This is a genomic window from Rhodococcus sp. APC 3903, assembly GCF_030407755.1.
GTDB lineage: Bacteria > Actinomycetota > Actinomycetes > Mycobacteriales > Mycobacteriaceae > Rhodococcus_F > Rhodococcus_F erythropolis.
In genome coordinates, this window is the sequence record NZ_JASDCV010000010.1 from 121,094 (window position 1) to 141,737 (window position 20,644).

The 20,644-nt window shown below is 62.0% G+C and carries 20 protein-coding genes and 1 pseudogene; 3 read left to right on the forward strand and 18 right to left on the reverse strand.

Annotation, left to right across the window (positions count from 1 at the left end; translation table 11 throughout):
• Positions 1–51 precede the first annotated feature (51 nt).
• Together QMA15_RS16160 and QMA15_RS16165 are read left to right on the forward strand one after the other, a co-directional pair.
• Complete coding sequence (locus tag QMA15_RS16160) at positions 52–1,377, forward strand: serine hydrolase domain-containing protein (protein WP_279163936.1); 1,326 nt, start codon at positions 52–54, stop codon at positions 1,375–1,377.
• Positions 1,378–1,419: 42 nt separating this feature from the next.
• Entirely contained in the window at positions 1,420–2,058 is a 639-nt protein-coding gene (locus QMA15_RS16165) for a PadR family transcriptional regulator (protein WP_020969422.1), read from the forward strand.
• Positions 2,059–2,299: 241 nt separating this feature from the next.
• Here the strand turns inward: QMA15_RS16165 and QMA15_RS16170 are convergent.
• Positions 2,300–2,659 (reverse strand): annotated as a pseudogene (locus QMA15_RS16170) (VOC family protein); the annotation flags it as partial.
• A 60-nt stretch (positions 2,660–2,719) separates the two neighbouring features.
• On the opposite strand from QMA15_RS16170, the gene QMA15_RS16175 reads away from it, so the two are divergent.
• The gene (locus QMA15_RS16175) at positions 2,720–3,127 is read left to right on the forward strand and encodes a hypothetical protein (RefSeq protein ID WP_019748092.1); all 408 of its coding nucleotides are present in this window, start codon (positions 2,720–2,722) and stop codon (positions 3,125–3,127) included.
• 46 nt (positions 3,128–3,173) lie between these two features.
• Here QMA15_RS16175 and QMA15_RS16180 read toward each other — a convergent pair whose 3' ends face one another.
• The 17 genes from QMA15_RS16180 to QMA15_RS16260 all read right to left on the reverse strand — a co-directional run bounded on the left by QMA15_RS16180 (position 3,174) and on the right by QMA15_RS16260 (position 20,637).
• Positions 3,174–3,917, reverse strand: a complete 744-nt coding sequence (locus QMA15_RS16180; RefSeq protein WP_279163938.1) for a DUF6390 family protein — start codon at positions 3,915–3,917, stop codon at positions 3,174–3,176.
• Entirely contained in the window at positions 3,917–4,987 is a 1,071-nt protein-coding gene (gene hypE, locus QMA15_RS16185) for a hydrogenase expression/formation protein HypE (protein ID WP_020969420.1), read from the reverse strand. Before hypE ends, QMA15_RS16180 begins: the two co-directional genes overlap by 1 nt.
• The gene (hypD, locus tag QMA15_RS16190) at positions 4,977–6,089 is read right to left on the reverse strand and encodes a hydrogenase formation protein HypD (RefSeq protein WP_020969419.1); all 1,113 of its coding nucleotides are present in this window, start codon (positions 6,087–6,089) and stop codon (positions 4,977–4,979) included. Before hypD ends, hypE begins: the two co-directional genes overlap by 11 nt.
• Positions 6,086–6,385, reverse strand: coding sequence for a HypC/HybG/HupF family hydrogenase formation chaperone (locus QMA15_RS16195; protein ID WP_020907459.1), 300 nt, complete (start codon positions 6,383–6,385; stop codon positions 6,086–6,088). Before QMA15_RS16195 ends, hypD begins: the two co-directional genes overlap by 4 nt.
• Before the next feature lie 16 nt (positions 6,386–6,401).
• Positions 6,402–8,690, reverse strand: coding sequence for a carbamoyltransferase HypF (gene hypF / locus QMA15_RS16200; protein ID WP_279163939.1), 2,289 nt, complete (start codon positions 8,688–8,690; stop codon positions 6,402–6,404).
• Positions 8,687–8,971, reverse strand: coding sequence for a HypC/HybG/HupF family hydrogenase formation chaperone (locus QMA15_RS16205; protein WP_021333538.1), 285 nt, complete (start codon positions 8,969–8,971; stop codon positions 8,687–8,689). Before QMA15_RS16205 ends, hypF begins: the two co-directional genes overlap by 4 nt.
• Before the next feature lie 3 nt (positions 8,972–8,974).
• On the reverse strand, positions 8,975–9,469 hold the full coding sequence (locus QMA15_RS16210; RefSeq protein ID WP_021333537.1) for a hydrogenase maturation protease: 495 nt from the start codon (positions 9,467–9,469) through the stop codon (positions 8,975–8,977).
• Positions 9,470–9,675: 206 nt separating this feature from the next.
• Positions 9,676–11,040 (reverse strand): hypothetical protein, encoded by a 1,365-nt coding sequence (locus tag QMA15_RS16215; protein WP_070385293.1) that lies wholly within the window; start codon positions 11,038–11,040, stop codon positions 9,676–9,678.
• Positions 11,037–11,675: a DUF6084 family protein gene (locus QMA15_RS16220; RefSeq protein WP_205907838.1), complete on the reverse strand. Its 639-nt coding sequence runs from the start codon at positions 11,673–11,675 to the stop codon at positions 11,037–11,039. The genes QMA15_RS16215 and QMA15_RS16220 overlap by 4 nt, the downstream gene beginning before the upstream one ends.
• The gene (locus tag QMA15_RS16225) at positions 11,672–12,292 is read right to left on the reverse strand and encodes a DUF5947 family protein (RefSeq protein ID WP_166655195.1); all 621 of its coding nucleotides are present in this window, start codon (positions 12,290–12,292) and stop codon (positions 11,672–11,674) included. Before QMA15_RS16225 ends, QMA15_RS16220 begins: the two co-directional genes overlap by 4 nt.
• A 19-nt stretch (positions 12,293–12,311) precedes the next feature.
• The gene (locus QMA15_RS16230) at positions 12,312–13,214 is read right to left on the reverse strand and encodes a NifU family protein (protein ID WP_019748081.1); all 903 of its coding nucleotides are present in this window, start codon (positions 13,212–13,214) and stop codon (positions 12,312–12,314) included.
• Between the two features lie 3 nt (positions 13,215–13,217).
• Positions 13,218–15,011: a nickel-dependent hydrogenase large subunit gene (locus QMA15_RS16235; RefSeq protein WP_019748080.1), complete on the reverse strand. Its 1,794-nt coding sequence runs from the start codon at positions 15,009–15,011 to the stop codon at positions 13,218–13,220.
• Between the two features lie 54 nt (positions 15,012–15,065).
• Positions 15,066–16,181 (reverse strand): NiFe hydrogenase small subunit, encoded by a 1,116-nt coding sequence (locus tag QMA15_RS16240; protein ID WP_020969412.1) that lies wholly within the window; start codon positions 16,179–16,181, stop codon positions 15,066–15,068.
• A gap of 163 nt (positions 16,182–16,344) precedes the next feature.
• Complete coding sequence (gene hypB, locus QMA15_RS16245) at positions 16,345–17,160, reverse strand: hydrogenase nickel incorporation protein HypB (protein ID WP_279163940.1); 816 nt, start codon at positions 17,158–17,160, stop codon at positions 16,345–16,347.
• A gap of 2 nt (positions 17,161–17,162) precedes the next feature.
• A complete protein-coding gene (locus QMA15_RS16250) occupies positions 17,163–17,492 on the reverse strand; it encodes a hydrogenase maturation nickel metallochaperone HypA (RefSeq protein ID WP_020907448.1) in 330 nt (109 codons plus the stop codon).
• A 159-nt stretch (positions 17,493–17,651) separates the two neighbouring features.
• Positions 17,652–19,343 (reverse strand): cutinase family protein, encoded by a 1,692-nt coding sequence (locus QMA15_RS16255; protein ID WP_279163941.1) that lies wholly within the window; start codon positions 19,341–19,343, stop codon positions 17,652–17,654.
• A gap of 181 nt (positions 19,344–19,524) precedes the next feature.
• Complete coding sequence (locus QMA15_RS16260) at positions 19,525–20,637, reverse strand: alcohol dehydrogenase catalytic domain-containing protein (protein WP_024487609.1); 1,113 nt, start codon at positions 20,635–20,637, stop codon at positions 19,525–19,527.
• Between the last annotated feature and the right edge of the window lie 7 nt (positions 20,638–20,644).

Here is a 20,644-nt window from a genome sequence, read left to right on the forward strand (position 1 = left end):
ATTTACTGCAAAGTGCAGCATGCAGAGTGCAGTATCGCTTAAAGTCCCTCTATGAACCCTTTTGGGAAGTCGACGTCCTTTCACAACGTCAAGACCCGCAAAGTGGCTGTGGCCTGCATCGCTACGGCATTGCTGCTCTCAGCCTGTTCGTCCGCAACCGATTCCGAGTCCCCCTCGTCGTCCCCGCCGACCTCCGCCGGGTCTGCGGACAGCGCCGTCTTGTCTTTCGACAGCGCCGCAATGGATTCCGTCGTCTCCGAGAAGGCAGAAGAGTTCCGTGAGATCGCAATGGTGGTCATGGTCACGACGCCGACGCAGAAGTACGTCAACACATGGGGTTCGGTCAAGGAAGGCGTGAACGAGCCTCCCACTCTGGACACCAAGGTTCGCGTGGGCTCGAACACCAAGACCTGGACCGGTACGGCCATCCTGCAGTTGGTCGACGAAGGCAAGGTTGCGGTAACCGATCCGGTCAGCAAGTTCCGCCCCGATGTCCCCAACGGCGACAACATCACCATCGGCGACCTGCTCGACATGCGTAGCGGCCTGTACAACTACACCGAAACCCTCGAACTCAACCGGGCGCTCGACGAGCAACCGGAGCGAGTGTGGACACCCGAGGAACTGCTGGCAATGGGGCTGAGCCAGCCGCCGTATTTCGCGCCCGACACCGGTTATCACTACTCCAACACCAATACCGTTCTCCTCGGCTTGATCGCCGAGCAGTTGGACGGCAAGCCGATTCAGCAGATCTTCGCGGACCGATTCTTCGGGCCACTCGCACTGGCAGGGACGTCGTTTCCTGCGAACACCGACACCAGCATCCCGACTCCGTTTGCAGACGGCTACACCTACAGTGGCAACGTCGAAACGCTCGGCGAAGGCAAAGAGGCCCTCCCACAATCTCGCCTCGACGCGATCGCCGCAGGCACCGAAAAACCGACCGACACCACTAGGCACAATCCCTCGTGGACATGGTCTGCAGGTCAGGGAATTTCGACTGCAAACGACATGGCGACATGGGTCAAAGCTCTGGGAACCGGTTCGCTCCTGAGTCCCGCCACACAAGAGTTGCGTTTGAACAGTGTGCAACCCACAGATGGCGAAGGATCCGCAGGATACGGATACGGTATCGCTCAAATGGGCCCGATGTACGGCCACATCGGCGAACTGCCCGGCTACAACTCGTTCATGGGCTACGACCCGGTCAACGACGTGACCTTGGTGGTGTGGGGAAATCTGGCACCCACGGCCGATGGTTTCGCCCCGGCCTCTGCCGTCGCTGCAGCGCTCGTCCCCTTCATCTACGGCAAGCCCGCTCAGGACACATCCGACGACATCGCCGACACCGAGGATGCAAACGGTGAAGGGAAGTAGCACTTGTAGGCTCGGATGTAACCGCGGAACGAAGGGAGCCATGTGGCTCAGCGTGATCTCACACCTACCTCGTACATGATCCTGGGACTGCTGACGGTCAAGGACTGGTCGGCATACGAGATCGCCGAACAGGTCGGACGCGGGGTCGCCGAGTTGTGGCCCAGCGCAGACCGACAGCGATACAACGCCCCCAAAATACTGCTTGAACGCGGTCTGGTCACGGCGAGCACGGTAACGAAAGGCACTCAGCGCTCGCGCACGGTCTACTCCATCACCGACGAAGGTCGCACAGCGCTGAGTGACTGGCTCGCCACCCAGGCCACACCCCCCGCCTTGCAGTTCGAAGGCATGATCCGCGTGATCTTCGCCAACCAAGGCACGATCGCCGACCTGCGGACCAACCTGACCACCATGCGCGAACAGGCAACTCGGTCTCGAAGTCTGTTCGTCTCACACGCACAACGGATTTCGGCCCCCGAAGCCGGCACACTCCCCCAGCAGAATCATCTGATGGCACTGGCCAACCGGTTCATGATCGGCCACTTCAACCACATCGCAGAATGGGCCGACTGGGCGCTGGAAGAAACTGCTGACTGGCCCGACACAGTGCAACCGGCAACAACCCACCGAAAGCGCACCGTCTCCACCCTCGCTCACTCGATAGACGATGGAAGTAGCTAGATCCCCCTCGAAAGCCATCGGACGCCGGTCCGACACCTTCTCGAAACCAGTTCGATCAGCGATCTGGAAGAGAACAGTCCGACGGACGCGGACCGCGGACGAACGATCAGAGAAGCGGGACCCGCAAAGTCCGGTGACGAACGAGGATTCCAAGTGCACGGCCGGGAAAGATGTCGACAGCCGGCGGAGGCAGCACTGAACGACATTGAATCTGGAGTAATTTCTCCTCGGAGTGGTTGGTTCACGGGTAGACGGCGATCTCGATGAGGCTTCCGTCGGGTTCGCGACAATAGTGCGAGACCATCTCGCCGAGGGCACCCAGTTTGGTCACGGGCCCGTCGAGCACCTCGACCCCACAGTTCTCCAGGTGCTCACGGACAGTTCCAGGTGACGCAAGAGTGATGAAGCACAAATCCTCGGAACCTGCTGCCTCGACGCCGCCGGTGGTCCAGGCCGGGTCTTGCTCCGCCGATCCGAGAGGCCTCAGATTGATCTTCTGATCTCCGAACTTCAGTGCAGTGCGTGCCGTGGGGCCGAATATCTCGATCGTCATTCCGAATACCTTCGCGTACCACTGGGCGGTGGCGTCGACGTCACCCCGCCACCGATTGAAACGCGAAACGGCACCGAATCGCCGGTCAAGCGACTAGCGTCGAATCGTATGACTGCACTCAACGCTTTTGCACGTACCGGTGCCGCGGTCTTTGCGGCCCTTGCGATCTCCGGCGTGATGATGCCGGGTACCGCGGCAGCGGCGCCGAGCACGGTTCCGTTCCAGGTCGACCCTTACGTCCCGCTCGTCGACTTGCCCACTCCCCACCTTGCAGCGATCGTCGGCGAAGAACCGGGCGTCGCCGTGCTGCACGTGCAACGCGCACCCGGAGACGGAAACCCCCACTCCGCGGTCGTCCACTGGCTCAGTCTCGGCACCGGAGCGTACGGATCCGCATCATTTCCGACACTGGATGCACAACCCGTCACGATTCGTCCGGGCTCGGGTCAGGTCGTCGCATACGTCGATCCCCAGGCGATCGGAACACCGGGCCTCGGAACCTTCTTCGTGCCCTGACACCTGCGTATCCGCCAGACCGTGGTCCCTGCTCTGACAGGGCCTGTCACCTCGACAGCATCCGGGTCGCGATCTGCAATGCCGAGTCTTCCGCGGCATCCAATGCCCGTGATTGCTCTGACGTGATGTTGTCACACAGCCAATCCCAGTGCATCGTCACCAAGGCGCCCTGGACGGGCGTCGGTGCGAGTGAGCGGCCGTCAACGCTCCATCGCACTCGCTGCGTCACCGGCGTGCCGCGTACGAGTTGCTCACCGTCGAACTCGAGCGGGGACGAAACCACCAACGCGTGCTCCTCACTCACGTCCTCGACCACTCCCCATCTGATCCGGCAGTTCTGGAGGACGGACAGTGGGACCGCACCGCGCTTCCGAAGAAGCTTGACCCACGGATACACCAGAAATACGTGAAAACTGTGGTGCGCGAGCGCGCGGTCCCGATCCCCGAGGGCAGGGAGAAACCCGGTGTTCTCGCGTTCACCGAATGCTGCTCTCAAGTGCTGCAACAACGCCCCCGAATCAAGCGAGTCGAGGAGATCACCTCCTACCCAATAGGCTTCGATCACTCGTGGATCGAGAGGATCGTCGATGCCCGCACTTGCGGCCAATGCCTCGAGGTACGGCCACGCACCGTCGAATTGACGAGCGCGATCACGGTCGCCGCTGCCCGAGTTGCCGCTGGCCAGACGAAGCAGCACTGAAGGATCGTCGGGTCCGCAGTAACCCAACTCGTTCGGCGGATACGCGTAGCGGGCAAACAATGCCGGCCCGTTCATACCGACGGCAGTCATCAGCAGATCCGCGGAAGTTGTTCACCTGCCGGCAAATCCACTACCCGATTGCCTCCCAATGCCGTACGCGCCACCACCATTCCGCGATGTTCGGCCACGCACTCCCCGATCACGGCAGCTCCCGCACTCAGCGGATTACCGCGCATCGCTTCCAGAATTCGGTCGGAGTCTTCTCGCGGAACGAAGGCGATCAACTTACCCTCGTTGGCGACGTACAAAGGATCCAAACCGAGTAGCCCACAGGCGTCGCGCACGTCAGCGGGAATCGGCAGATCTCGTTCCACCAGCGCAACACCGATGTTCGACGCTTGAGCGATCTCGTTGAGGGTGGCGGCAACTCCGCCCCGGGTAGGGTCGCGCAAGACATGGATGTCGACGCCGGTGGCAATCATGTCGGCGACCACGCCGTTGAGCGACGCGCAATCACTGCGCACCTCGGTCCCGAATTCGAGACCTTCGCGACAACTCATCACGGCCACCCCGTGAACACCGATGTCGCCGCTGACGATCACGACGTCACCCACTTGTGCGCGAGTGGGGTTGATGTCCACCCCGTCGGCGACAATCCCGATTCCCGCGGTGTTGATGAAGACTCCGTCGCCGTGACCGGCATCGACAACTTTGGTGTCACCCGTCACCAGTCGAACGCCGGCAACGTGCGCAGCCCGCCCGAGCGCCTTCGCGATCCCCGCGATGTCGGTCAACGCGGTCCCTTCTTCGAGGATGAATGCCGTCGACATCACCAAAGGTTGTGCTCCCGCCATCGCCAGGTCGTTCACCGTTCCGTTGACCGCAAGATCGCCGATCGTTCCGCCGGGAAACACCATGGGTTTCACGACGTACGAGTCCGTTGAGAAGGCGAGCCGCACCCCGCCGATGTCGAATACAGCCGAGTCGCCGAGCTCGGCATCGGCAGCGCTTCCGAACGAGGGCAGGAACAGATGCTCGATGAGCTCGGCGGACATCGCTCCCCCACCGCCGTGTCCCATGACGATGTTCGGCGAATCACGCAGCGGCAGTGGGCACACCCATGCCGACAGGTCCACGACAGCGGTCTCCTCAGCCGGCATGACCCGCCTCCTGCAGTTCCAGGCGTCGGTACAGGTAGTACGCAGCGCACGCCCCCTCGGACGACACCATCGTGGCACCGAGTGGATTCCGCGGAGTGCATTCCTTCCCGAAGGCACTGCACTCGTGTGGCTTGATCAAGCCTTGCAATACTTCACCGGACCGGCAGACACTCGACTCGTCGGTGTGGATATCGGTCACCGAAAAACGTTCTTCCGCATCAAAATACGCATACTTCGGCGCCAGCTGCCAACCACTGTCCGGGATCGATCCGATGCCGCGCCACGTCCGGTCCGACACCGCGAACACATCCTCGAGCATCGCTTTCGCTGCGGTGTTGCCCTCCGCCGTGACAGCACGGGCGTAGGCATTTTCGACCTCGTGTCGACCCGATTCCAACTGCAGCACAGTCTTTCTGATGCCCTCCAGGAGATCCAGCGGCTCGAATCCGGTGACGACGATCGGGACCTTGTACTTCTCGGCGAGGGCCGGGTACTCCGACGTTCCCATCACACTGCACACATGCCCGGCCGCCAGAAATGCCTGCACGCGGCACTCTGGCGAGTCCATTATCGCGGCCATTGCCGGCGGGACCAGAACGTGCGAGACGAGCAGCGAGAAGTTCTTGATACCCAGGCGATTGGCCTGATAGACGGTCATGGCGTTGGCCGGCGCTGTGGTCTCGAATCCGATCCCGAAGAACACCACTTGCCGGTCCGGATTCTCCTTGGCAATAGTCAGTGCATCCAACGGTGAGTACACCACGCGAACGTCGCCGCCGGCGCTCTTGATCCGGAACAGATCCGACGAACTCCCCGGAACTCGCAACATGTCCCCGAATGAACAGAAAATGACATCGGGCTTTGCCGCGATTTCGAGAGCTTTGTCGATGATCTCGAGCGGCGTGACGCAGACCGGGCAACCAGGTCCGTGAATCATCTCGATCTGCTCTGGGAGTAGTTGATCGATGCCGTGCCTGATGATCGAATGTGTCTGACCACCACACACTTCCATGATCGCCCATCGGCGCGTGGCCAGCGCGCGGATCTGATCCAGCAGTTTGCCGGCCAGTTCCGGATCGGAGAACTCGTCCAGATACTTCATGATTCCGTCTCCTTCGGTTCGATCCCGGCGGCCCGGGCAGCCCTGGCGAACCCGTCACCGAATTCCTCTTCGAGTACGCCGAGGTGTTCGAATTCCGCCAGCGTGCTGCGTGCGGATTCCTCGTCGAGTCGTTGGATCGCGAATCCGACGTGCACCACGACGTACTCGCCGACTCGGGCGCCCGGAATGTATTCGAGGCACACTTCTTTTCGGACGCCACCGAAGTTCACCACCGACATCGTCGTTCCGTCGCGTTCCTCCAAGGACTCGATACGTCCTGGTACGGCTAGGCACATGGCACAACTCCTGACCTCATGACGAACTCCCGACCAGCACTTGGCCGTAGGCGAGACCACCGTCGTTCGGTGGTAACTGCAGTCCTGTCAACGGCGTGAATCCGGCTTCTCCGAGCAGGGCACACGCCCGGACGAGCAGGAGAGGGTTCTGAAACACGCCTCCGGTGAGAACTACCTCGTCCACTCCCGCCAGTTCCCGGCCACGGATTGCCCACTCGAGTACGAGGTGCGCGACGGATTCGTGGAAGCGCGCGCCGATCACGTCGGCGGGCACCTTCGCCCGGAGATCACGGACAACGGCCCGAATGACCGACCGTGGATCAGCTGTCCATGAATCGTCGTCCGACTGCACCCAGTCGAAGGTGTACCGCGACGGGGCGCAGTCGACTCCCCTCGAAATGCCCTCCAGTTCGATGGCGGCCTGCGCTTCGTAGTCGACGCTCTGACGAACCCCGGTCAGCGAGGAGACTGCATCGAACAACCGCCCCATGCTCGAGGTGTCCACACACCCGAAACCGGTTGCCAACTGGTGAAGTAGGACCGACTGCTCTCGTGGCGGACAGGCTGCCACCGGCGCCAGGTCGGATTCCCAGTCCAACCCGGCATGCCAGAGGTGGGCGAGCGCCATTCGGTACGGTCGTTCCACTCCGGCATCGCCCCCTGGCAGCGGTACGTATCCCAGATGCGCGAGACGGCGATAACCCTTGTACGTCGCCAGCAGCAATTCCCCTCCCCACACTGCGCCGTCCGCCCCGTAACCGGTGCCGTCGAACGCTATTCCGAGAACCGGTTCGCTCCCGTCCCGGCCGTTCTCCCCCATCACGGAAGCCACATGTGCGTGGTGATGCCCGACGACGCGCACCGGTCGGTCGCCACTACGACTGCGAGCCCACGAGGACGAGCGATACCGAGGATGCTCGTCACAGGCAATCTGGTGCGGCACTACTCCGGTGATCGACTCGAAGTGACTCTCCGAGGCAGCAAAACTGTCGATGACAGCGAGGTCGCCCATGTCTCCGATGTGCTGACTCGGCCAGACATACGCACCCTCGGCAAGACAGAAGGTGTTCTTCAGATCGGCCCCGACCGCCAAGGTGGGCGGTAGATCGAACGGCGCCGCAACGGGCAGCGGTGCATATCCGCGCGAGCGACGAAGCAACTGTCGTCCGTTGCCGACTATTCGCATCACCGAGTCGTCACACGGCATCAAGATCGGACGGTTGTGGGTCAACACCCCGTCGGCCAGGTCACCCACCCGTTCGAGATCGTCGTCAGAGTACAGAATTGGCTCGCCGCCGATGTTCGCCGACGTCATCACCAACGCCGCGGGGCCCGCAGCGTCTCCCGCCAACCCGAGAAGAAGATGCTGAATCGGATTGTAGGCCAGCATGATTCCGATGTCCGGAATACCTGGGGCAATCGAGGGAGACAGCGTGTATCCAGACGCTTTGGCAACCAGCACTATGGGACGCTCGCGCGAGGACATGGCATCGGCCTCGGCATCCCCGACCACACCCAGCGCTCTGGCTTCTCTCACATCGCGCACCATCACCGCCAACGGCTTGCTCGGTCGATGCTTGCGTTCACGCAAATCGTGAACCACGCGATCATCACGCGCATCGCAGGCCAAGTGGAATCCTCCAATTCCCTTGACAGCAAGAATCTTCCCGTCTCGTAGCAGCGATCGGGCTCGTAGCAGTGCACCCTCGCCGGTCTCCGTGGGCGCGTCGCCTTCCACGAACGAAAGCGTTGGAGCGCACTCCGGGCAGGCAATCGGTTGCGCATGAAACCGGCGGTCGGAGGGATCCACGTACTCTGCCGCACAGTTCGCGCACAACGGGAACCGCTTCATCGTCGTAGCGGCCCGGTCGTAGGGCATCGACTCGATGATCGTGAATCGTGGACCACAATTGGTGCAGGTGATGAAGGGATGACGATATCGCCGATCGCTCGGATCAGTCAGCTCCCGCAGGCAGTCGTCGCAGATCCCGACATCGGCCGGCGCCAAGGTTCGCCCGACCGCCCCCGCATCCGTCTCGATGATGCAAAACCCCTGACGACCTAGCGGCGGCGAGTCCTCGCGCTCTATCGACTCCACTCGTGCCAGCGGTGGGGGGCGGTTTCGCACCCGAGCGACAAACGCATCGATTGACTCTCCGTCGCCTTCGATGTCGATCACGACCCCGAGAGCAGAATTTCCCACCGAACCCGACAGTCCCAGTTCGGTCGCAGTCGCGTGAACGAACGGCCGGAATCCCACCCCCTGGACTACGCCACGAACGATGACACGGCTGGCGATCATCATGTCCCGACCTCGCCGGTACGAGTATCGGACTCGTCGATCTCACCGTCTTGACCACGGCCCATCAGTTCGAGGCCGGCCCGGGCGCGCTGTGCTCCCTGTTCGTCGACCTTCTCGACTGCAAAGCCCATGTGGATCACCACCCAGTCACCTGCCGTGACGGTGCCTTCGTCGAGCATCCCGATGTTGACCTTGCGCGGTGCACCTTCCACGTCGACGAGGGCGAGTTGACCGCCGTATCCGTCCAGTAGTTCGCGTACCCGTCCCGGAATCCCCAGACACATGACTCACACCTCCGGCCCCAAAGTGGTGGCATCACAATCCACGTCGATCGACCGGACGAGTGCCATCACCGCAGAGGCGGCTTGCCCTACCGAATCACGCATCTCTGCACTCAATCCGATTCCGTCGCCAATCGATTTCGCGTGTGCCCCCACCACGAACGTCCGCGGGAGTGCTCCGCCGAGGGCCTGCAGGCTGGCAAACACCGAACTCGGATGCATCGAGTGTGCGTCGAAACCTCCTTGCGGACCTTCACTTTCGGGATCCACTTCGATGATCGCAAGCTTCCCCGGCACTCCGGTCACCGGTAATGCGTCGATCAGCACCAGCGCGTCCCACGACTCCAACAAGTCGTATGCCAGATGCACACCACGAATCCCGTAGTCGACCAGGCGAACCCCCGTCGGGAGATTCTCATGCTGCAACGCTCGAACAACTTCGGGGCCGAATCCGTCGTCTTCGAGAAATATGTTTCCGACGCCTGCAATCAGCACGCGCACAGTGCTTTACATCTTTCGCATTCGCAGATAGCGCTGGATGTCCGGCATCGACACCACCAGAACGATCGCGGCTGCGATCGCGGTGGCGCCGAGAAGTGCCGTCGACAGCAATCCCATGCTCCTCATGGCGGGTTCTCCTCTCGATAGCAGTGAAGTCCGAAAGCTGTGAAGTCCGATAGCTGTGAAGTCCGACAGCGTGAAGTACGTCAACTCGCGCCGTCTCGCGGCACCGGCTCTATCTCGTCCGGCGCGAAGTACAGGTAGCGGCCGTACCAGTTATGTAGATCGGCGGCCGGGTCGTCCAAGAGCGTCACCCCAACATGAATGTCGCCGTCCACGTCTTCATGAATGGTGGCGACGTGGGCGATCCGGCCGTCGAAGAACAGGTCCTGAGCATCAGCGCGACGTGAGGGGTGAAGCCGAACCGTACTTCCACCACAGACGCGGACGCCTTTGATCAAAACTGCGTCGGTGCGTGGTTGAACGCTGGTGTCGGCTTCCGGCGTCCACCAGTCCACGCCGTCAGGCACCTCGGGTATCAGATCAGAACCGGCATTCGAATCTCGCAGCACGCCGTGCAGGCCGGCTAGATCGTCGGCCGTCAAGCTTTCACATCGGTCGATGATGTCGGCAGCTTTCGAGTCGGTCGCCCGCGCCCGCGCCTTTTCCTCTTCGGTCATGGCCAGAATTCTCAGCGTGAGAATTTCGTCGATCTCCGTCGAGTCGAACAGGGATCCTTCGCTCTGCGGCGCAATCTCGGGAAAGTCGTACAAGATGATCGGTGACACCAGAACGGTGGGCGATGTACCGGGGTGAGTCGGATCCTCGGTCCCCGCAAGCACTGGATAACAGCGATTTTGGCGCAGCGGCTCCGAGTGATCTGGTTCGTCGAACAACGACACGAACTTCGAGCCTGCGCAGGTCAAAATGACGTGAGTGCCGAGCATCGACTGCGCCGTGGCCGTGCCCTTGTCCCTCATGTCGACGCTCGTGTCGTTCATGATGCTCACGGAGATCACCCTGCGTCTGTCCCCTGCGGAGGCGTTCAATTCCAAGCGGCCAGTCACCGGAAGCCGTGTCCGAACGACCCGTCCGACTACCCGGCCCCGAGAATCCGCCAGAGTCTCTCCGTCGACAACTCCCGCCGCACAGAAGGATTCTTCGACGCCGGCCTCGAGTTCGTCCAGACCCCACGGACCCAAGACGATCTCGGATTCGGTGGCTTCGTCCCACGAGATCGCCTCGTGCCCGTCGACTACCAACCGATCCACCGGAATCCACGCGCCGCCGGCGCCGAGTCGTTCAACCGTCCGCGACTGGTGGTGCAAAAATCTCACCGTCGCCGTTACTTCGGCGCCGTTCCGCTCGAGTTCGCCGAGCAGACATTGGGCGGACATCGACGGTTCCTCGCCGACTCCGTCACCGGCGGCGCCGGGCGGTCCGAGAACCCCGAACTGCCAACGGGATTGATTCTTCGCCGAGCCGGCCCGGTAAGGATAGAGAAGATATCCCTCGTACAGGACAGCGTCGGCCACGGCCCGAACGTCGTGATCCATCTCAGTTCGGGTCATCGGGGCACCTCGCTCGCCGTCAGCAACTGCCGCACGGCTGAATCGAGGTCCGTGAGGCCGTGCGCTGCCTTGAATCGCACGAGATCGGCAATCGTCTCATGGTCGAGGCGTACCCAACCAGAGGCCGGATAATGCGTGGCCATCAGCTGTTTCCACACGTCGACCGGCAATTCGTAGGCAGCAGATCTATCCCACGGGATCTGCTGTACCGAGAAACCGCGCTGCCCGTCGGTGAATACGGTTCCGCTCAGTAGAACCACGATCGGAATCGTTCCGTCACGGAGTGCGTGCATGTACTTCGACGCCGTCACCGAGAAGTCGTACGTACACGCCATGGGTAAGGCCGCGACCGTTGTTTCCGTGAATCCCTGAACGACCGCGGAACACTCCATCCACAAGAAGGTTCGCAGCGTACTCGACCAACGCTCCCGCGGACCGAACAAATCGCGCAGGGCGTCGCCTTCCTCGTCGGAGTACGGCCGGCGGTGCGGTTCGATTCGAACCTGTGCGCGTAGAGCGACTGCTCGGACGGTCGCGCCGGTAGTCTCCGACATCCTCAATCTCACCGTCAGATTTGGTGTAACCGCATACGGTTCCACCTCCACGTTGTCGACCGAGAAGTCGAGGACGGTCATGCCGACCTGCTTCGCGCCTCGACGCGCCCGAAGAACTCGTCCACCGCGCGCGCGGCATCCTGGCCCCCGTCGAATCCGCGCCACACTGTGCGCAGCCTGCCCACCAGCTCGTAGCAGGCGTCGATCGGAACAACGAAGCATCTCGGCGATTGTCCTGACGCGGGCACCGAGACAATCAACGCCTCGACGTCGGCCCGCATCTGCGAGAGCCCCGGATTCTCCGCGAGCACAGTCTCGAACGAGTCGATGGGCAGCTCGGATTCGGTAGCTCCGGCAGGTCCCGGATAGAAGACTATGTACTTGTCGAGGAGTGAGTTCCGAAAGAAGAATGCCAGTCCGACGGGGATTTCCAGGGACTCCCACCGGCCAGGGGCGAGTTCGAAGCCCGGAAATTCGAGATACCGATCGGGAACCGCTTTGTATCGGAGATCCGCGTCGACCGGCGCAAAGAGCAGATAGCAGGGACGGCACACGCACATCAGGCTCCGGACCTGTACGTCCACGACGTGTTGGTGTTCGTCACCTATGCCCGCCGCGCACATCTCACACAGCGGCCCGGTCGGAACGGCGCGCGTCGAGGCGATTCGCGTGAGTACCTCTCCCACAGTGGTTTTCATGACCAGGCTTCGTCCACGGCTAGGTCACCGGCAACACGGAATCGTCGGCAAGCGCGACCGAGAGCACACCGTCGCGAATAAGCACCGGCAGAGGCGCCAGGTGCTCGGAGCCGGTGCCGACCCGCGCACCCGCTCCGTACACGCTGAAGTGGGCAGAGCACGTCGGACAGGTAAGGACAGCGGCGTCTCGGACAGGAAGGCCCATCATGCGTTCGAGCACAGCCCCCGCCATCGAATGGTCACATACGGGGCAGTGGTCGCGATACGCGTACAGATCGTCACCGGAGCGGCAGACCAACAGATCGGTATCCGATACCCGGAAACCCGCGACCTCACCCGCGTCGACTTCGGCAAATTCGGGGACCTCCACCCAGTGCGCGCCTCCCCCGTCGGCGTGTACGTGCGAGAACAGGGACTCGACCGAGATCACACCCGACTTCAGCTCGTGCGAATCCGGTGTTTCGACGTCGATTCCGGTGGTCTCGGGTGCCGCCGCCTGCACCGCGTCCTGGACCGCGGTTTCGAGGGTCACCGACGACGAAGGGCAACTGTTACAGCTTCCGAGAAGCCGTAGCCGCACCACGCCGTCCGCCACCTCGATCAGTTCGACGTCCCCGCCGTGCGAGCCGAGGTACGGACGCACGCTGTCGAGCGCAGTGCGTACGCGGGTCTCGACGTCGTGCGGGTGAAGTCCGTGCACCAGTAGGAGGCTCGACACCAGATCGTCGCGAACCATCGCATCCATCATGGCCGGATCCGCCAGTGCGACGGTGCGTTCGAGTGCGGCGCCGTACAACTGCACGACCTCGCGCACCAGTTGCTCGGCGCGATCCCTGGCCACCGGGCCTGCACCGGCATTGGCCTGCAACAACGTCTCGATGCGTTCACCTGCTCCGCGCCAGTAGTCGGCCGATTGCTCCATCGATCACTCCCCGGTCACGGACTGCGTCGGAGAGTGCAACTTCTCCAGGGTCTTACCGCCGCCGAGATACATGTGAACACCACACGGCAGACAGGGATCGAAACTACGCACGGTCCGCATGATGTCGATGCCCTTGAAGTGGTCTCGATCGTTCTCCTCGAAGATCGGCTGACCCTGCACGGCATCCTCGTACGGACCGGGGGTTCCGTAGCTGTCGCGCGGGCTCGCATTCCACGGGGTCGGTGGGTACGGGTGATAGTTCGCGATCTTGCCGTCACGAATCACCATGTGATGTGAGAGAACTCCGCGGACGGCTTCGGTGAATCCGCAACCGATTCCCTCGTCCGGAACCTCGAACGACTCCCACGTCTTGGTGCGGCCTGCCCGGATCTCGACAAGCGCCTTCTCTGCGAAGTGAAGGGCAGCCGCTGCTGCGTATGCCTGGAAATACGTTCGCGCACGGTTTCTTTCGAGAGTATTGCTGCCATGTTCTGGAATCTTCCACTCGAGCGAGACGGGACCTTTCAGTGCTGTTTTCGGAAGATTGATCTTCACACTGTGTCCGGTCGACTCGAGGTATCCGATGTCGACCAGGCCGGCAAGAGCGGTGCTCCACAGACGAGCCAATGCTCCCCCGCCGGTATCCAGAGCGAGGTTGTCTTTTCCGTCGAACCATCGCGGTGACATGACCCAGCTGTACTTGTCCTCGAGATTACGCTTCTGCGGATGTGGGTTGGTGTGTTGATTCCACGGGTGCCGGCGATCGACCGGGTTACCCAGCGGATCGGTTTTGACGAACATCTCCTGATCACTCCAGTCCTCGTAATACGAGGACCCCAGCATGATTCGGATACCGAGGTTGATGTCCACCAGATCCGTGGTGACCAACTTTCCGTCGACAACCACACCGGGAGTGACAAACATCTTCCGGCCCCAGTCGGTCATGTCCTTGTACGAGAAATTGCAGTACTCGGGGTCTTGGAACGATCCCCAACAACCCAGCAGGGTCCGCCGCAGGCCAACCTTTTCGTAACCGGGCAGCGCCTGGTAGAAGAAGTCGAACAGGTCGTCGTGCATCGGCACGACCTTCTTCATGAATTCGACGTACCGCATCAGCCGCGACATGTAGTCCGTCATCAGTTCGATCGTCGCGACGGTTCCGACGCCGCCGGGATAGAGCGTCGACGGGTGGACGTGCCTACCCTCCATCAAGCAGAACATTTCGCGAGTCGAACGCGAGACTTGCAACGCTTCGCGATAGAACTCACCCGTGAACGGATTGAGAGTCCGCATGATGTCCGCGATCGTGCGATAACCGTGCTGCTCCTCGTGCGGGCAGCGCGTGTTCTCTGCCTGCGCCAGCACACCGGGATTCGTCTCGGAGACCATCTTCTCGCAGTAGTCGACTGCGACCAGATTCTCTTGAAAAATGTTGTGGTCGAACATGTACTCGGCGGCCTCGCCGAGATTGACGATCCACTCGCCTAGATGCGGCGGCTTGACGCCGTACGCCATGTTTTGTGCGTAGCACGAGCACGTGGCGTGATTGTCACCGCAGATGCCGCAGATACGACTGGTGATGAAATGCGCGTCGCGCGGGTCCTTCCCCTTCATGAACAGGGAATACCCACGAAAGATCGACGACGTGCTGTGGCACTCCACCACTTCGCGATTGGCGAAGTCGATCTTGGTGTAGATACCCAGACTGCCGACGATTCGGGTGATGGGGTCCCACGCCATCTCGACAAGACCGTCGCGGTCCGCAGTCGAGGTGGGTTCGGGAACGATGGCCGTCATTGCAGTGCCTCCCAGAGACGTTGCTCACGAACTGATTTGAAGGTATCCGGTCGGTCACCAGGTACGCGTCGCACCGGTGAGCAACTTCGACCCGCGCTCGCGCCAGTGCGGTTCCTTGTCCAACGTGTGACCGGTGATCCGGCGCAGACTGTGGATCACGGACCCGTACATTCCCACCGCATTGGTGGAGAGTTTGCCGCCAGGTGGTTCATCCATGAACGGCATGAATTTGTCCGGGAATCCCGGCATTGTGCAGCCGATGCAGATCCCGCCGACATTAGGGCACCCGCCGACTCCGTTTATCCAACCACGTTTGGGGACATTGCATTTCACGACCGGTCCCCAACATCCCAGCTTGACGATGCACTTCGGCGACCCGTACTCCGTCGCGAACTCGCCCTGCTCGTAGTACCCGCCACGGTCACAGCCCTCGTGAACGGTGGCACCGAAAAGCCACTGCGGGCGGAGGGATTCGTCCAAGGGAATCATCGGCGCCTGATCAGTGGCCATGTACAGAAGATAGGTCAGGGTCTCGGAGAGGTTGTCCGGCTGAATGGGACACCCGGGAACGCACACGATCGGGATGCCCGCCTTCGATTTCCAGGTCCACCCGAGATAGTCCGGCACGCCCATCGCACCGGTCGGATTGCCGGCCATCGCATGTATGCCGCCGTAGGTTGCGCACGTGCCGACCGCAACTACCGCAGTGGCTTTCGGTGCCAGCTTGTCGAGCCATTCGCTCGTGGTGACCGGTTGGCCGGTTTCGCGATTGTTCCCGAAACCACACCAGTACCCCTCGTCGTGAAGTTTCTCGTTCGGTATAGATCCTTCGACAACAAGAACAAAGGGTTCCAATTCTCCCCGGTCGGCTTTCCAGAACCATTCCAGGAAATCGTCAGCGCCGCCCTGCGGTCCACATTCGAAGTCGATGAGCGGCCAATGAACCGCCACCTGAGGCAGGCCGGGCAACGCACCGAGCGCGATCTCCTCGATACTGGGTTGCGTGGCCGCGGTGAGCGCCACCGAATCACCGTCGCAACTGAGACCGGCATTGATCCACAGCACGTGGATCAGAGTTTCTTCCGCTTTGGCCGCTGCGCTTTCGGGGGTAGCTGCGCTTTCGGAGGCAGGTTCCGCCGTGGTGCCAGCAGTCGATTTTTGTGTGTCCATGTCAGCCGCTTTCACGGGTGCACTTGCGCCTGATTCTCGGCGCCGCTACTGCCTGACACGCTATGGCCTCAAATTGCTGCGGCACCGAAACGCTGACGCCACCGGAGTCGAACCTCGGCCCACTTGCGTGGCACCCACTCATTTCATTAACTACCCGAGCAGATCAGTTGTCAACGGCCACCGGAGAAATCGCCGAACGACTACCGATCCACTCGTACCACTCGTCCATACCCTCACCTGTCGTGGCCGATAGAACAACAACGCGCACAGCAGGATTGAGTATTTTCGCTTGCGCGACACAGGCATCGACGTCGAACTCGACGTACGGGAGCAAGTCGATCTTGTTGATCACCACGAGGTCCGCGACGGCAAAGATGTGCGGGTACTTTTTCGGCTTGTCGCCCCCCTCCGGCGTCGATATTAGGACAACCTTGCCTTCCTCACCCAGGTCGAAGAGCGCGGGGCACACCAGGTTTCCTACGTTTTCGATCAGAAGCAGCGACTCGTCCGCGGGGTTCAAGGCGCGCAGCGCGCGGTCGATCATCTCGGCATCGAGGTGACAGCCCGCCCCCGTGTTGACCTGGACCACTGACGCGCCGGCCTCACGAATCCGCTCGGCGTCGAGCCGGGTTTCCTGGTCACCTTCGATCACGGCAATCGGTCGTTGTCCTCCTAGTTCCCGGATCGTTCGCGCCAGCAATGTCGTCTTACCCGCGCCGGGCGAACTCATGATGTTGAGCGCCGTGATTCCGCGGCCCCGCATCCACTCACGATTGTGCACCGCAATGCCGTCGTTCTTGGCAAGCACCTGCTGCTCGAGAATTACCGTGTGGTCGGAGTGACCGTGCCCATGGTCATGGTCGTGGTCGTGGTCGTGGTGGTGACCGTGCCCATGGCTGTCGTCCTGCTCGTGTTCTCCGCCGGCGACGACCGACACCCGAGGTCCCGTGGCGTCCCCGCACCCACACGTCGCGCACATGCTCAGCTCACTTCCATCGACAGGATCCGCAACTCGCGGCCGGCAAGCACCTCGACATCAGCACTGCCGCACCCACACAACAAGAACATGTCGGGCGGCGAGAAAGTCACGCCACAGCTATTGCATCGCGCGCTGGTTGCAATCTGATCGATGTGCAAGCTGGCACCCTCGGCGTGAGTACCCGCAGTGACAACGTCGAAGCAGAACAGCAGAGAGTGTGGAACCACCGCGCAGAGTTGGCCTACTTCCAGCCGCACGCTCGATACTCGTCGCTCGCCGGCACGCTCGCACACGGCTTCGACCACACTCTGCGCAATAGACAGCTCGTGCACGGTGAAACCCACGATTCGTGATCCGGAAACCTCCCTTCCACGATAAGCACCAACCGCCGCTGTACGTAACCCGTACATACAAAACAGGCTGCGATCCGCAACTACTTGCGGATCGCAGCCTGTGACCGAGCTATTGGTGACGTAATGTCGCGAGGACCCCTACGGGTTCGGAACCGGCACCTTCGTCGTCGTCGTCGTCGTCGACGTCACCGTCGTGGTCGGGGGCGCCGTCGTCGCATCCGTTCCCGCAACCGGTGAGGTCGGAACAGTCGACGTAGGAGTGACCGCGGCCGAACCAGTCGGCGTCGCTGCTGCTCCCGATGTGACCGGCGCGGATCCTGCCGCAGGTACCGGCGACGTCGTTGCGGGCGCTCCAGCGGATTCCGTCGAGCCCGTGGTTGCGGCCGGTGCCTGACCGGTGCCGTCAGCCACTGCTGCGTCGCCTTCCGCATTGCCGTCGGCCATGTAGGCATCGACTGCCGCGCGGATCTGTTCCGGGGTCGGCTTCGCCGTTGTGTCGACGGGCTTTCCTTCCTTCGCCTGCTGGGCGAGGTAGGTGAGCCAGGCCGCTGCGTACTCAGCTGAAGTCAACGGCTTGCCGTTGGCCGCGTCCGCATCACGCCAGTAATCGAAGTGGTGTCCGACGTCCGGAGCGAGTGTCTGCTGGTAGGGGTCGCTCAAGATCACGGGAATCGTGTTCTGGTTGGTAGCAATCAGACCGACGATCTCCTTGAAAAGCTTCTGCGGCAGATATGCCAGCGGAGACACCTTGTCGGTAGATACCGTCTCGCCCTCGGCTACCGGCGCCGGCGCGGGTGTTTTACCGGGCTTGTACTCCGGATCCGAGACCTTGAGCATCACCTGAAGGAACGTCTCGTCACTCTGCATCCAGTTGGGATTCGACGAAATGTCTGCGAACGCCTCGAAGACGATCTGGCCGAACACCACCGCGACGTCCTGGCCGGTGGCCGGGTTCAGACCCTGTGATTCGAGTTGGTCGATGTTCAACTGCCGACCGACATTTGCCGCCAAGATCAACAGAGAGATGTTGCTGGGAGCCGAGCAGGTGAAGTCACCGTCCGAGCAGAAGGACGCGACCTTGCCGTTCAGCTTGCCGAAACCTCCGGCAGTGCCGGGGAGGACACCTTCGCCGGGTGTCGCGGAGGTGCCGCTCTGGTACTTCGTATCGAAGTTGTCCGGGTTCGTGAACGGATTCTTGGCACCGAGGAACGTACCGTCGCCGGCTTCGCGGCCGGCATCCGCCAGCATGACCACGCCGACAACCTTGTCCGGGTCGACACCGAACTCGTTGTTCTCCTGCGTACCGATGTCCATCGCCACACGACGCACCACATCGGCGCCCTCGCTGTAACCGACGATCGAGAACTGAGTCTTCGGGCATTCCTTGGCGATGGCACTCATCACGGACTGCGTATTTGCAGCACCGGCAGCGACGGCGTCCTCGTAGGACGCCATGTTGGCCGGATATGCGATGTACACCGCTGCGTACGAGCCGGGCTTGTTCGCGTTGACCGAGCCTGCCGGGTTGATCACCTGGTCGACGCGTTCACTCTTGTAGTCACCGGACAGGGCGGCCGGCAGCGGCTTCCCGTCGGCTCCCAGCAACATCTTCACCGTCGAAGCATCCGGCGTGTCGTGTCGACCGGCAACCGCGATACTCACCATGTCGTGGCACTCCGTGACCGACGACGTCAGTTGCGTCTCGATCGTGCGTGACTCCGGAGAGTCCACTGCGACCGCAACCGCGACCAGTGCGGCCACGCCGAGCGCTGCGGGCGCTACTGCACCCGCCAGTATTCGATGTCGCGAAAAGAACCCACGAACCGGCATATCTTCTCCCCAATCAACTTTTGGAAAACGTACGACCGACCCCCGGGGCGTCACGCAACGTCATTCGAGTAGTCGTCCAGTACGAGAGGAGCGTTACAAGGGGTAACGATTTTCCGCGGCGAGGCGTGGGGCTCTCGGAGGCGCAACCCTCTCATTTCCGCTGCATAACACCGATGCGCGCCTACTCCGATTCGAAAATAATGACCTGTCGGATTGCTTTTCCATCGGCCAGTTCGTCCATGCCGGAATTGATGTCGTCCAACTCGATTCGCGAGGAGATGAGCTTCTCGACCGGTAGCTTCCCGTCCCGCCACAATTGCGCGTAGATCGGGATGTCGCGGGCGGGGACGGCGGATCCGAGGTAGCTGCCGATGATGGTCCGCGCTTCGGCCACCAGCCCGAGCGGCGAGATCGACGAGCGCGCGTCAGGCGCAGGCAACCCGACCGTGACGGTCGTGCCGCCAGCTGCCGTCGCAGCCACGGCTGTCTCGAACGCCCGAGCATTTCCCGCAGCTTCGACGACGATGTCTGCGCGAACGCCACTCTCGGACAGGCCGGACGGTGTGAAGACCTCGGTCGCGCCCAGTTCCAGCGCCTGAGCCAGCTTGGACTCCAGTGCATCGACGCCGATGACGTTCTCGACCCCGAGTGCCCGCGCCGTCAGGATTGCGGCCATCCCGACGCCGCCCAAGCCGACCACCATCACAGTGTCCGCCGGGCGAGGCTTGGCCGCGTTGAGTAGCGCTCCCCCGCCGGTCAACACCGCGCAACCGAGTACGGCTGCAATCTCGGCCGGAATATCGTCTTCGACGGCAACTACGGACTTGGCGTTGACCACCGCATGCGTCGCGAAACCCGAAACGCCGAGATGATGTTTGACGCTCTCGCCGGAGCGCCGCAGTCGTTGCGCGCCACCGAGCAAACTGCCGTCGTTGTTGGCGGCGCTACCCACCGTGCACGGCATCCGGCCGTCAGTGGCGCATCCCGCGCACTCGCCACACCGCGGAAGAAAAGTCATCACGACGCGGGTGCCCACCGACAACGAATCAACGCCGTCGCCGAGTTCGACGATTCGACCAGCTGCCTCGTGGCCCAGCAACATCGGCACGGGGCGAACGCGATTCCCGTCGACCACGGAGAGGTCGGAGTGACAAAGCCCGGCAGCTTCGATCTTGACGAGGATCTCACCCGGGCCCGGCGATTCGAGGTCGAGTTCCGAAATCGAAATCGGAGTCGACTCCGCAAAGGGACGCTCCCGGCCGATCTCTTCGAGCACTGCACCACGGATCTTCAACTGCACA